Below are 14345 nucleotides of genomic sequence, written 5' to 3'. Positions count from 1 at the left end.
GAACGCGATTTCCGTGCGATGGCGCGCGCTGCGCCGCCATCGCGTGAATCGCGGACCGCCGCGGCACCGAAGCGGGGTGCCGCGGCGATCTTCCCGGGCAACCGGAACGCATCCCGTCGAACCCAATTGACAGTCAGTCATCCCGTATCTTGACGAACCCGACTTCTCTCTTCCGGCACGAAGCACAAAAGGCGCAGCGCGCCGGCGCGCTGGGCGAGATCGTGCTGGTGCGCCCCGTGTCGCTGACGCTGCTGGCGGCCGCCGCGGTCGCGATGGCCGCGTGCGTGCTGCTGTTCTTCACGTTCGGCACCTACACGCGTCGCACGACGGTCAGCGGCGTCGTGATGCCGGATGCGGGGCTGGTGAAGGTCTACGCGCTGCAGCCGGGGATCGTCGTCGAGCGCGACGTGAAGGAAGGGCAGCACGTCGCACGCGGGCAGACGCTCTATACGGTGTCCACCGACCTGCAGAGCGCGGCGCAAGGCGCGACGCAAGCCGCGCTGATCGCGCAGGCGCGGCAGCGCAAGGCGTCGCTGCTCACGGAAATGGACAAGACGCGCAGCCTGCAGCAGGACGAACGCGCAACGGTGCGCGCGAAGATCGCGAGCCTGGGCGGCGAGCTTGCGCAGATCGACGATCAGCTCGCGGCGCAGCGGTTGCGCACGTCGATCGCGGCCGACGGCGCGAAACGCTATCGCGGCCTGCTGGCCCAGGACTACATCTCGAAGGATCAGGCGCAGCAGCGCGAAGCCGACCTGCTCGACCAGCAGTCGAAGCTGAACGGGCTGCTGCGCGAGCGTGCGTCGACGGCGCAGTCGCTGACGGAAGCGAACAACCAGTTGGCCGGCCTCGACCTCAAGCAGCAGAACCAGCTCGCGCAGATCGACCGCAACGTGATCGACGTCGACCAGAACCTGATCGAAAGCGAGGCGAAGCGCCGGATCGTCGTCACCGCGCCGGAAGCGGGCGTCGTGACGGCGGCGATCGCCGCCGTCGGCCAGTCGGTCGATACGTCTAGGCCGCTCGCGAGCGTGGTGCCGGGCGGCGCGCGCTGGCAGGCGCACCTGTTCGTGCCGAGCACGGCGATCGGCTTCGTGCGGGTCGGCGAGCCGGTGCTGGTCCGCTACCAGGCGTTCCCGTACCAGAAATTCGGCCAGTATCGCGCCGAGGTCGTGTCGATCGCGCGCACGGCGCTGTCGGCGGCCGAACTCGCGAACGACGGCGGCCCGGCGGCGACGCCGGGCGAGGGGCGCGACGCGACCTTCTATCGCGTGATCGTCGCGCTCGATGCGCAGCACGTCACCGCGTATGGCGCGCAGCAACCGTTGCAGGCGGGCATGACGCTGCAGGCAGACATCCTGCAGGAGCGCAGGCGTCTGTACGAATGGGTGCTGGAGCCGCTTTACAGCCTCACCGGCAAACTCTGACGAGGTCGCGCATGGCACTACTCGATCGACTCTCGTTCGGCCTCGGCCGCCAGCTGCCGATGATCCTGCAGACGGAGGCCGCGGAATGCGGGCTCGCGTGTCTCGCGATGGTGGCCGGCTATCACGGCCATCACGTGGATCTCGCGACGCTGCGCGGGCAATTCCCCGTTTCGCTGAAGGGCGCGGGGCTCGGGCGCGTGATCGAGGTCGCGCAGCGCCTCGCGCTCGGCACGCGCGCGGTAAAGCTCGATCTGGCGCAGCTCGGCCAGCTTCGCCTGCCGTGCCTGTTGCACTGGAATTTCAATCACTTCGTCGTGCTGAAGGAAGTGAGCGGCAAGACCGCGACGATTCATGACCCGTCGCACGGCGTCCGCAAGGTGCCGCTCGCCGAAGTGTCGCGCGCGTTCACCGGCGTCGCGCTCGAACTGTGGCCGGCCGCCGGGTTCGCGCCGCGCGCGGCGCGGCCGGCGGTGAAGCTGCGCGAACTGCTCGGCCCGGTGTCGGGGCTGTCGCGCTCGCTCGCGCAGATCCTCGCGCTCGCGATCGCGCTCGAAGTCTTCATGCTGGTGCAGCCGTTCTTCCTGCAGTGGGTGATCGACGAGGTGATCGTCAGCGCCGATCGCGACCTGCTGACGGTGCTGGCGCTCGGCTTCGGCCTGTTGCTGCTGATGCAGCAGGCGACCGGCTCGATTCGCGCGTGGGCGCTGATGTACGTCGGCGTCACGCTGAACATCCAGTGGCGCGCGAACGTGTTCACGCACCTGCTGAGCCTGCCGGTGCGCTACTACGAGCGGCGCCATCTCGGCGACGTCGTGTCGCGCTTCGGTTCGATCGACACGATCCAGCAGACCCTGACCACGTCGTTTCTCGGCGCGGTGATCGACGGGCTGATGACGATCGTGACGCTCGCGATGATGTTCGTGTACAGCCGCGTGCTCGGCCTGGTCGCGCTGGCGACGATGGCGCTGTACGCGCTCGTCCGGTGGCTGTGGTACGGACCGCTGCGGCGCGCGACCGAGGACCAGATCGTGCACGCGGCCAAGCAGCAGAGCCATTTCCTCGAAACGGTGCGCGGCGTGAAGACGATCAAGCTGTTCAACCGCCAGACGGAGCGCCGCGCGAGCTGGATCACGCTGCTGGTCGAGCAGGTCAATGCGAGCCTGCACGTGCAGAAGCTGCAGATCTTCTACCAGCAGCTCAACGGCCTGCTGTTCGGCATCGAGAACGTGCTGATCATCTGGCTCGGCGCGCGCATGGTGATGGACGGCCAGTTCACGGTCGGCGTGCTGATGGCGTTCAACGCGTACAAGAACCAGTTCGACAGCCGTGTCGGCAGCCTGATCGACAAGTACTTCGAAGTCAGGATGCTGCAGCTCCAGGGCGAACGGCTGGCCGACATCGTGTTCGCGGCAAGCGAGCCGGACCCGAGCCTGCGCAACGTGCCGGGCGAGGCCGACGCGCTCGACGCGAGCATCGAGATCGAGGCGCTGTCGTTTCGCTACGCGGAAGGCGAGCCGCTCGTGCTGGACGGCGTGAGCGCGACGATCGCGGCGGGCGAGTCGGTCGCGATCGTCGGGCCGTCGGGTTGCGGCAAGACGACGCTGATCGGCGTGCTGCTCGGCATCCACGAACCGACGGGCGGCACGGTGCGGATCGGCGGGCTCGACGTCGGCCGGCTCGGCGTCGAGCGGCTGCGCGCGCTGGTCGGCACGGTGCTGCAGGACGACGTGTTGTTCGCGGGCTCGATCGCGGACAACATCAGTTTCTTCGATCCGGACGCGGACCCGCGCTGGGTCGCCGAATGCGCGCGCGTCGCGGCCGTGCACGACGACATCGCCGCGATGCCGATGGGCTACAACACGCTGGTCGGCGACATGGGCACGGTGCTGTCCGGCGGGCAGAAGCAGCGCGTGCTGCTCGCGCGTGCACTGTACAAGCGGCCGGGCATTCTGGTGCTCGACGAAGCGACGAGCCATCTCGACATCCAGCGCGAGATGCAGGTCAACGCGGCCGTCACGCAGCTCGCGATGACGCGGCTGATCGTCGCGCACCGGCCGGAGACGATCGCGTCCGCGCAGCGCGTCATCATGCTGCAGGGCGGCAAGGTCGTGCTCGACCAGTCGACCGCCGCGATGCGCGCGGCGATGGCGGCAAGGACGTCCGCCGCTGCACCCGCCGCGCCGCAGCAGGCGACGCATGACGCCGGCGCGGCGGAACCGGTCGCGGGGCGCTGAGCGATGAAGCGTCCCCTCGCTACCGTGCTGGCCGTCGTCGCGCTCGCGGGGTCCGCGCCGCCGGCACGTGCGCAGCTGCTCGACGTGTACGGCACGCGCAATGACGTCGCGGCCACGCCGGCCGGGTCGATGGCGTCGGCCACCGCGTGCGGCGCACAGCCTGTCGACGCGCGGCCGCTCGCGCTCGAGGACGCGATCCTGCTGGCGATCTGCTCGCATCCGCAACTGAGCCGGACATGGTCGGATGCGCGCGCGGCGGCGGCCGAGGTCGGCGTGTCGAAGGCCGCGTACTGGCCGACGCTCAATGCGACGGCGGGTGTCGAGCGCGACAACCTGACGACGAACTACAGCGGCGGCTATTCGCAGGACCAGCGCAGCACCAGCCGCTACGGCATGCTCAACCTGAGCTGGGTGCTGTTCGATTTCGGCAAGCGCGGCGCGACGCTCGACCGTGCGCGCGCGCTGCTGCGCGCGGCCAACGCGGCGCACGACGATGCGCTGCAGAGTGTCTTCTACGACGCGGCGCAGGCGTTCTATGCGCTGCGCGACGCGCAGGCGGCACTCGCCGCCGCGCAGGCGGTCGAGCACGCGGCGCAGGAGAGCCTCGCCGAGGCGAGCGCGCGGCACGACGGCGGCGCGGGCACGCTCGGCGACGCATTGCAGGCGCAGACCACCTACCGCAAGGCGCTGCTCGATCGCGTGAGCGCGGAGGGCGACCTGCAGAGCGCGATCGGCACGCTCGCGACGACGCTGGGCGCCGACGCCGATACGCCGCTGCGCATCGCCGACGCGGAACCGTCGCCCGATCGCGACGACTTCACGCGCGGTGTCGCCGACCTGATCGCCGAAGCGAAGCGCCATCACCCGAAGCTGATCGCCGCGCGCGAAAAGCTCGAAGCGGCGCGCGACGAGGTGCGGGCGGTGCGCGCGCAGTCGTTGCCGACGATCTCGCTGACGGGCAGCCTCGCGCGCAACAACCCGTCCTACCAGCAGCAGGCGTCGTTTCTCCAGTTGCAGAGCAGTCACAGCAACTCGATCGGCATCCAGGTCTCGATTCCGCTGTTCGAAGGGTTCGCGTCGGGCTACCGGGTCGCGCAAGCGAAGGCGCAGGCGGACGCACAGGAAGCCGACGTGCGCAATACCGAACTGAAGGTGTCGCTCGACGTATGGAAGAGCTACCAGAGCCTGCAGACCGATACGACGAACCTGGACAACTCGCGGCATCTGCTCGATACCGCGCTGCATTCGCTCGACATCGCACGTGGCCGCTACAAGGCCGGCGTCGGCACGTTCACGGAATTGCTGAACGCGCAGTCGGCGCTCGCGGATGCGCGCCGGCAGCGTGTGCTCGCGGTGTCGAAGTGGCGGATCGCGAGACTGAAACTGGCCGAGAGCCTCGGGAGGTTGGGATTATGGAACGACGCGGGCTGAACGGCGCCGGGCCGGACGCGAGCGGCGCGCAAGCGCGCGGCTGCGCGTTCCTGTTCCCGGGACAGGGCGCGTTTTATGCGGGCGCGCTGCGGCAGCTGGGCCGCGAACACTCGAGTGTGCGGCTGACGCTCGACATGCTCGACGCGGTCGCGAGCGAGCGCCTCGGCCGCCCGCTGACGGGTGCGCTGTGGCGTGACGATGCCGGGCTCGACGTCTGGCTGCACGAAGCGCCCGATTTGCTGCAGCTCGGGATTTACGGCGCGTCGGTCGGGATGTTCGGCGTGCTGCGCGAGCGCGGCGTGACGCCCGACGTGCTGATCGGACACAGCTTCGGCGAGATCGCGGCGCTGGTGTGCGGCGGCATGTATTCGATCGAGCAAGGCGCGCGGATCGTCTGCGACCGGATTGCGTCGTTGCAGGCGGCGGCGCCGGCCGATGGGATGATGGCCGCGATCTCGACGGGTGCCGACGCGACGCGCGAGCTGATCGACGCGAGCGCCGTCACGCACGCGGTGCGCAACGTGTGCGTCGCGGTCGAGAACCATTCGTCGCAGACCGTCGTGTCCGGCCCGCGCGACGCGCTGGAGCGCTTCGTCGCGGCATGCGCGGCACGCGGCGTGACCGCACAGACGCTCAGGTCTCCGTATGGATTTCATCACACCGATCTGGCCGGCGCGCGCGAACAGTTCGCCGCGCGGCTCGCCGCGTATCGGCACGGCCCGCTCGCGATTCCGGTGTATTCGCCGATCCTCGGCCGCCGCTACAGCGGCGCCGACGATCCGGGCGCGCGGCTCGCGTCGCATTTCGTGCTGCCGGTGCGGTTCGCCGATGCGATTCGCGCGGCGTGCGCGGACGGCATCGGGCGCTACGTCGAATGCGGCGCGCTCAACGCGTTGGCGCGCATCGTCGTGCGCATCGCGGGGCCCGGCACGGTCAGGACGTTCGGCGGCCCGTCGAACGCGACCGAGGAATCGAGCGTCGTCACGACCATCACCCGTTATTTCCAGGAGGACAGCATCATGAAGGACGATATTCGCATCGGCAACGCCGGCTCCGGGTTCGACGCGTTCTGGCATGCGCGCGGACCGCACATCGTCGACTGGCTCAAGGGCGAGCTGCGTCACGCGTTCGATGCGGCGAGCACGGCGCCGGCCGGCGCCGCGCCGGTCGCGGCACCGACGCTCGCCGCATTGGCACCGCAGGCCGAGCCGCGCGGCGCGTCCGCGCCGCGCCTGGCAGCCGTGGCCGTGGCCGCGCCGACCCTGACGGCGGTGCCGTCGCCGTCGGCGCCGCACGAGCCGCTCGCCCCGGCGAAGCCCGCCCACGTGCCGCGCGAGCGGCTGTTCACGGAGCTCGTCGATATCTACGCGCAAGCGATGGAGTATCCGGCCGAGGTGTTCTCCGAAACGATCGAGCTCGAAGCCGAGCTCGGCATCGATTCGGTCAAGCAGACCGAGATCATCCAGCGCATCACCGCGCGCTACGCGCTGCCGCCGCTGCCGGCCAATTTCCGCAGCGGCGATTTCAAGGCGATGGGGCAGATCGTCGATTTCGTCTACGAGAACCAGGGGAAGGCGCTCGCCTGACGGCCGTGGGCTGAAACGTTGATCGGCAGGGGGGGCCCTGCCCGTAATGACAAGTTCTCGATAGGCAGGCGATCCATGTCGAATACCAGCATGCGCGGCAAGCTCGTTCTCGTGACGGGCGGTGCGAAAAACGTGGGCAAGGCGATCTGCAGGCGTTTCGCCGAGCAGGGCGCGCACGTGATCCTGAATTTCTTCCACTCGCTCGACGCGTCGAAGCAGACGGCCGACGAACTGCGCGCGCTCGGCGCGACGGTCGACGTGATCCGCGCGTCGGTCGCGCAGCAGGCGCAGGTCGACCGGATGTTCGACGAGATCGAACGGCGCTACGGCCGGCTCGACGTGCTCGTCAACAATGCGGCGTCCGGCGCGCTGCTGGGCGTCGACGAGATCGGCGCCGAGCATTTCGATCGCGCGCTAGACACCAACCTGAAGGGCGCGTTCTGGTGCGCGCGCCGCGCCGCGGCGTTGATGGCGCGCTCGGGCGGCGGCGCGATCGTCAACGTGTCGTCGGTGGGCGCGACGCTCGTGCCGGCGAACTATCTGGTCGTCGGCACCGCGAAGGCAGCGCTCGAATCGCTGACGCGCTATCTCGCGGTCGAGTACGCGGGGCGCGACATTCGCGTGAACGGCGCGTCGTCGACGCTGATCGACGGCGACGTCGCCGCGCAGTTTCCGGACCCGGAGAACACGAAGCGCTCGAGCATCGCGGCGACGCCGCTGAAGCGGCTCGCACGCGCGGAGGACCTCGCCGATCTCGTCGTGTTTCTCGCGTCGGATGCGGCGCGCTGGATCACGGGGCAGGTGGTCGTCGCGGACGGCGGGCTGTCGCTGTGCAGCGAAGGGTTGTCGCCGCGCGCGGAATGGGCGGGCGCGGCGCGTGCCGAGGGCGCGGGCGAGGCGGCGCCGGCCGCGGCGCCGCCCGTCTCCGTGAACGCGCAGCGGGCCGATGGTCCCGCCGCGCCACCGGACGACGCGCCGGACAGCGACGACATCGCCGTGGTCGGCATGGGTCTCGCGTTGCCTGGCGCGAGCGATCCGGACGCGTTCTGGCGCGCGCTGCTCGACGGCCCCGAACTGTTCGGCAACGTGCCGCCGGATCGCTGGGATTACCGCTCGTTCTATTCGCCCGACACGTCGGCCGAGGACAAGAGCTATCAGTCGCGCTCGGTCTTCATCGAGCAGTTCGAGCCGTGCCCGACGGTGCGCGCCGAACTCGACGCGGGTACCGCGCCGCATGAGCTGACGACGCTGTGGCTGCGTCACGCACTGTGCCAGTCGCTCGACGGCGTGACGCTGCGTGACGCCGATCGCGTGGCGTTCCTCGTCGGCTACACGGCGGACGGCAGCCAGCATCTCGAGGAGGGGATGGTGCTGGCCGCCGCGCGCGAACGCCTGAACGCGGTGCTGATCGAGGCAGGCGTGGACGCGGCCGAGCGCGAGCGGCGCGTGGCCGCGATCGATGCGGTGCTGAGCGCGCGTTATGCGCGCGGCGCCGGCGATCTCGCGTCGTTCTTCCCGCACCGGGTCGGCCTGAACGCGATGCAAGGCGTGCTGCCGGACGACGCGCAATGCATGATGGTCGACACCGCGTGTTCATCGTCGCTGTATTCGATCGATCTCGGGATCAAGGCGCTGCTGCTCGGCAAGCAGGACGTGGTTGCGTGCGGCGGCGCATTCGCGCTCGCGCCGCGCGGCTCGGTCCTGTTCTCGAAGCTGCACGGGCTGTCGCGCAGCGGCGAGGTGCGGCCGCTCGATCGCGACTGCGACGGCGTGCTGTTCGCGGACGGCGCGGGCGTCGTGATCCTGAAGCGCGTCGCGCGGGCGCGTGCGGACGGCGACCGCATCCTCGGCGTGCTGAAATCGTTCGGCTCGTCGTCCGACGGCAAGGGCAAGGCGATCTACGCGCCGAATTCGGCCGGCCAGCGCATCGCGATCGACCGCGCGTATGCGCGCACCGCGACGGTGCCGGCCGACGTCGACTGGGTCGTTGCGCATGCAACGGGCACGCCGGCCGGCGATCTCGCGGAATTCCAGAGCCTGCGCGACGCGATCCGGCGCGACCGTCCGGTGCAGGTGACGTCGAACAAGTCGCTGGTCGGGCATACGGGGTGGGCGGCCGGCGTCGTGTCGGTGATCCAGGTGCTGCTCGGGTTGCGCCATCAGGTGATCCCGCCGCAGCACCGCTTCAGCGAGCCGCCGCCTGAGTTCGACATCGCCGGCACGAACCTGCGGATTCCGGTGGCGCCGGTATCGTGGCCGGTCCGGCGTGAATCGGCACGCGTCGCGGCGGTGTCCGGGTTCGGCTTCGGCGGTACGAACGGTCACCTGATCGTGTCGGAATACCGCGCGGATCTGCCTGCCGGCGAGGCGAGCGGACGGTTCGAGCGCGAGCCGCTCGCGATCGTCGGCTGGTCCGCGAAGTTTCCGGGCCTCGACGGCGACGCCCAGGTCGCCGCGTGGCTGCGCGGCGAAGGCCGTGCGCCCGACGCGAGCTTCGGAACCGGCTACCCGCTGCCGAGCTTCGCGCGCGTGAAGATGCCGCCGGCGGTGCTGCGCGCGCTCGATCGCTGCCAGCTGATGGCGCTCGACGCCGCGCACGACCTGCGCGAACGCCTCGGCACGTTCTGGCACGCGCATGCGGACACGATCGGACTCGTGATGGGGCACATGGGGCCCACGCGCAATGCGGCGCTCTACGCGAGCCGCTGCTATCTCGACGACATCGCGGCCGCGGTGCTCGACGCGACGCGGCCGGACCAACGCGCGGCGACCGAACGCGTGCTGGACGGCTTGCGCGAGGCGACGAAGCAACTCGTCGCGCCGACGACCGAGAATTCGTTCCCGGGAATGATGCCGAACGTGATCCCGGCGCGCGTCGCGAACTATCACGACCTGCACGGAATGAACATGACGGTCGATGCGGGCCACGCGTCGACGCTCGCGGCATTCGAGGCGGCCGAGCGTTTCCTGTGCAGCGGCGAACTCGACATGGCGATCGTCGGCGGCATCAACGGCAACTCGGCGGAAGAGGTGCGGCCCGCGTTCGGGCTGCCGCTCGCGGAGGGCATCGTGCTGTTCGCCGTCACGACGGTGCGGCGTGCGCAGGCCGAAGGGCTGTCGGTGCTCGCGGTAGTGGGCGGCGGCGACGCGAGGGCTGCTGTCGAACCGGCTGCGCCATGCGATGCGACGGGCCGCGCGGTCACGTATGCGGGGGCCGACTCGGCGATCGACGTGCTGCGCGCAATCATCGCGCGCGATGCCGGCACGACGCTCACGCGCGACGGCGGCGGCGACCGCGCGCGCTACGCGCTGCACGTTGCATGTGAGCCGGCCGGCCCGCACGGGACCACGCCGCACGAGCCGCATCGCGACGCGCTGCGTGTGCCGCCTGCCCATGCGACGGCGCCGGCCGCCGCGACCGCGGAACCGGCCGCATCGACAACCGCGGCGACCGCACCCGTTGAACCCGGCACCCTGATACCCGGCCCGCTGCGCCGGACCGGCGTCGCGGCCGACGGCGAGCCGCTCGGCGTCGCGCGTTACCGGATCGAATGGCGCGACGCGCCGTGGCGGCCCGCGGGCCGGTCAACACCGTTCATCGCGCCGCGCTGCGTGATCGTGACCGACATGCCGGAGGCGCTGGCCGCACAAGCCACACAGGGCGGTGCGGGCCCCGGCTGCGTGGTGCTGTCGACGCGGCCGTTCGCCACGCACCGGCCGGGCTGGCACTGGATCGAGCGGATCGACGCGGCGGCGCTCGACTTCCTGCCCGACGACATCGGCCACGTGCGCGTGCTCACGTCGCTCGACGCCGGCACGCTCGCACCGGGCGCAGCAGCGCCGGCCGCTCCCGCGCGGCTCGCGCTGCACGACCTGGCGTTTCTCGCGATCAAGCGCTGCCATGCGGCACTCGAGCGCGACGGCAGCTTGATCGTATTGCTGCTCGACGCGCTCACGGGCGACGTGCCGCATCCGGATGCCGGCCTGTTCACGGGCCTCGTGAAGGCGCTGGCGATCGAGATGCCGGAAGCGCGCCCGGTTGCCGTGCTGACCGATGCGCGCGCGCTGCCGGACGCGCTGCGCGACGCGGAGCGGGAAAGCGGCGCCCGTCACTGGCTGCCGGTCGTCGCGCTGGGCGCCGGACGGCGCCGCACGCCGCGCGTGATCGCGGACGCGGGTGAACTGCGCGCGGACGAGCGGCTGTCGCTCGGCCAGGATTCGGTCGTGGTCGCGGTCGGCGGTGCGCGCGGGATCACCGGCGAGCTGATGAAGACGCTCGCCGCACAGGTGCGCCCGACGCTGTACCTGATCGGCAGCAGCGCGCTGGACGCGATCGACGCGGAACTGCTCGCTATGGATGACGAAACGTTCGCGAAGAGCCGTCCGGACTACATCCGCCAGCAGAAGGCGCTGCATCCGCAACGGTCGTTGCCCGAGATCATCCGCGCCTTCGAGCGGCGTGCCGACGCGCGCACGGCCTGCATGAACATCGAGGCGATGCGCGCGTTCTGCGGCGCGCACCGCGTGACCTACTTGCGCGCCGACGTGCTCGACCCCGACAGCGTGAAGACGGCCATCGACACGATTCTCGCGCGCGAGCCGCGCGTCGACCTGCTGGTCAACGCGGCCGGACTGAACCGTTCGGCATCGGTGCGCGTGAAGTCGCTGGACGATTTCGTCGCGGTGCGCGACATCAAGGTACGCGGCTACTGGAACCTACGCCGCGCGTTCGGCGCGCGGCAGCCGCGCCTGTGGTGCAACTTCGGCTCGTTCATCGGGCTGACCGGGCAGGCGGGCGAAACCGACTACGCGTCGGGCAACGACTTCCTGAACACGCAGGCGTCGTATCACCGCGCGGTGCTCGGTCACGACGAATTCACGATCGGCTGGACGCTGTGGCGCTCGGTCGGGCTCGGCGCGAACCCGGTCACGCGCGCGTTTCTCGAGAAGAGCGGGCTGTTCACGAGCATGCGCACCGCGGAGGGGCAGCATCACTTCATGCGCGAACTCGGGCTCGGCGAGCGCGCGGCGATGTCCGTGCATCTCGGCGACGCCGAGCGACGCGCGATCGAAACGCACCTGCCGGGTTACTTCGACCTCGACGAAGGCGCGCCGGCCGCCGTCGCCGCGTCGCGCGATCCCGATTTCTATCTCGGCGCGGAACGCGCGCGGACCGACGACAGCGTGACGTTCGAGCGCGTGTTCGACCTCGAGCGCGACGCGTACCTGCAGCATCACGTCGTCAACGGCTTTCCGACGCTGCCGGGAACCTTCGTGCCCGAAGTGGCCGCCGAGGCCGCGCTGCGGCTCGTGCCGGGGCTCAAGGTCGTCGGCTTCGCGGACGCGGCATTCCTGCACTTCCTGCGTGTGTACGACGCGAAGCGGCCGAGCGTGAAGCGCATCCACGCGCGGATCGCGTCGCGCGACGGCGACGCGGTGCACGTGCGCGTGCGGATTTCCGGCGACGTGCTGGCGCCGGGCGGGCAGGTGCTCGTGCGCGACAAGCCGCACTTCGAGATCACCGTGCGCCTGGCCGACGCCTACGCGCCGGCGCCGGTGTGGCACGAACCGGCAATGGCGACGTTCACGCCCGTCGCCGATCCGTATCACTTCGATGCGGCGCCGGTGCGGCTGACCGGCATGTTCGTGTCGACGACCGACACCGGCATGAGCGACGCGGGCAAGCAGGCGCGCTTCCGGCTGAACGTGCCGGACGGCGACCCGGTGTTCTCGCGCTTCGTGGTGCCGAGCATCCTGCTGGACGGGCTCGCGCGCGTGGCCGCGCTCGATCACGTCGCCGGCGACTACATTCCGCTCGCGGCGCCGATGTCGATCGGCCGCATCGATATCTACGAAGCCGGCAACGACTGCGAGCTGGCGAGCCGCCACACGTCGATCGCGCTGCGCGTGAGCCCGCGCGCGTTCGCGCTGGAAGGGCCGGCGAGCAGCGGCAACCGGTTCGTCGCGGTGCGCCCGGACGGCAGGATCCTGATGCAGATGCGCGACGTGACGGGCATCGTGATCGGCTACGTGCATCGCGTGACCGGCGCGTTCGCCGCGCGCGGCGAGATCGACGCGCAACTGGCCGGGCGCGCGCCTTCCGAACAGGTGTCCGCATGAGCATGAAGCGACTCGCGCCCGGCCCGCGCGGCAGCGTCGTGATGGGCAACCTCGCGGCGTACAAGCGCAATCCCGTCACGATGCTGCTGAAGCTGCAGCAGCAGTACGGTGACATCGCGCGCAACCGTCTCGGCCCGTTCCTCACGCACGCGCTCGCGCATCCCGACGGCGTGCAGCACGTGCTGCAGGACAACCACCGCAACTACGTGCGCGGCCGCTTCTACGACAACTTCAAGATGTTCTTCGGCGACGGCCTGCTGACGACCGACGGCGAATTCTGGCGGCGTCACCGTCGCGTGGTGCAGCCGCTGTTTCACCGCAAGCAGGTCGAGTCGCACACGGCCGCGGTCGGCGCTGCGGCGCTCGCGCTCGTCGAGGCGTGGCTGAAGCGGCCGGCGCATGCGCCGTTCGACGCCGTCGAGGAAATGATGCGCGTGAGCCTGCGCATGCTCGGGCTGATGCTGTTCAACGCGGACATCTCGCGGCATGCGGACGACGTCGGGCCGGCCGTGCGCTTCGGCATCGCGGCGATGATGCCGCAGGGCAACCTGAACGATTTCGTGCCGCGCTGGATGCCGACGCCGTTCAATCGCCGGATCGCGCACGCACGCCGCGGGATCGACACGATCGTGGACGCGATCGTCACCGAGCATCGCGCGGGGCGCTGCGACACGAGCGACGTGATCTCGCTGCTGCTCGCCGCGCGCGACCCGGACACGGGCGCGCCGCTGACCGAGCGCGAGGTGCACGACGAGGTGATGACCGTGTTTCTCGCCGGCCACGAAACCACCGGCAGCGGGATGGCGTGGGGGCTCTATGCGCTCGCGCAGCATCCGCAGGTGTTGCGCCGTTTGCGCGAGGAGCTCGATGCGGTGCTCGGCGGCCGCGCGCCCGATGCGGCGGATCTCGAACGCCTGCCGTACCTCGCGCAGACCGTCGACGAGATCCTGCGCCTGTACCCGCCGATCTGGGGCTTCACGCGCGATCTGGTCGACGACGACGAGATCGGCGGTTATCACGTGCCGGCCGGCTCGTCGGTGTTCATGTCGCCGTACGTCACGCATCGTCATCCGGCGCTGTGGGCGAACCCCGACGCGTTCGATCCGGAGAACTTCGGATCGCATGCGCCGGAGCGCCACAGGTACGCGTACTTTCCGTTCGGCGGCGGGATGCGCAAATGCATCGGCTATCAGACCGCGTTGCTGCAGATGCGCGTGCTGATCGCGGTGGTGGCGCAGCATGTCGACCTGAGCGCGGTGCCCGGTCATTCGCTCGACACCGGCGCGACGATCTCGCTGCGTCCGCGCGACGGGATCCGGTTGATCGCGAAGCCGCGCTTGCGCGAGCGGGTGTCCGCGGGGCAGGCCGGGGGGGATGCAAGCGCGCCGGCTGTCAGGACATCGGTGTGTCCGTTTACGGGCACGCAAGCGCTGGGGGCTACGTCGTTGCCGTTGCCGTCACCATCGCTGTCGCCAACGCCAACGCCAACGCCAACGCCAACGCCAACGCCAACGCCAACGCCAACGCCAACGCCAACGCCAACGCCA

At 70.3% G+C, this 14345-nt stretch carries 6 protein-coding genes; all 6 read left to right on the top strand.

What is annotated here, in order from left to right; all coding sequences use genetic code 11:
* Positions 1-149 precede the first annotated feature (149 nt).
* Positions 150-1427, top strand: a complete 1278-nt coding sequence (locus DIE17_RS23760; protein ID WP_124487604.1) for an HlyD family secretion protein — start codon at positions 150-152, stop codon at positions 1425-1427.
* Between the two features lie 11 nt (positions 1428-1438).
* The gene (locus DIE17_RS23755; RefSeq protein ID WP_124487605.1) at positions 1439-3661 is read left to right on the top strand and encodes a peptidase domain-containing ABC transporter; all 2223 of its coding nucleotides are present in this window, start codon (positions 1439-1441) and stop codon (positions 3659-3661) included.
* 3 nt (positions 3662-3664) lie between these two features.
* On the top strand, positions 3665-5092 hold the full coding sequence (locus DIE17_RS23750; RefSeq protein WP_124487606.1) for a TolC family protein: 1428 nt from the start codon (positions 3665-3667) through the stop codon (positions 5090-5092).
* The gene (locus DIE17_RS23745) at positions 5074-6678 is read left to right on the top strand and encodes an acyltransferase domain-containing protein (RefSeq protein WP_124487607.1); all 1605 of its coding nucleotides are present in this window, start codon (positions 5074-5076) and stop codon (positions 6676-6678) included. Before DIE17_RS23750 ends, DIE17_RS23745 begins: the two co-directional genes overlap by 19 nt.
* A gap of 75 nt (positions 6679-6753) precedes the next feature.
* Positions 6754-12798: an SDR family oxidoreductase gene (locus DIE17_RS23740; protein ID WP_124573147.1), complete on the top strand. Its 6045-nt coding sequence runs from the start codon at positions 6754-6756 to the stop codon at positions 12796-12798.
* A partial coding sequence (locus DIE17_RS23735) for a cytochrome P450 (RefSeq protein ID WP_260439263.1) occupies positions 12795-14345 on the top strand: 1551 nt, incomplete at its 3' end. The genes DIE17_RS23740 and DIE17_RS23735, both read left to right, overlap by 4 nt.

Origin of the sequence: Burkholderia sp. Bp9099, from assembly GCF_003857805.1 — a bacterium.
In the GTDB taxonomy this organism is placed as follows: Bacteria; Pseudomonadota; Gammaproteobacteria; order Burkholderiales; family Burkholderiaceae; genus Burkholderia.
Note: the sequence above shows the minus strand (reverse complement) of the source record. Positions and strands in the feature narration are given on the sequence as shown.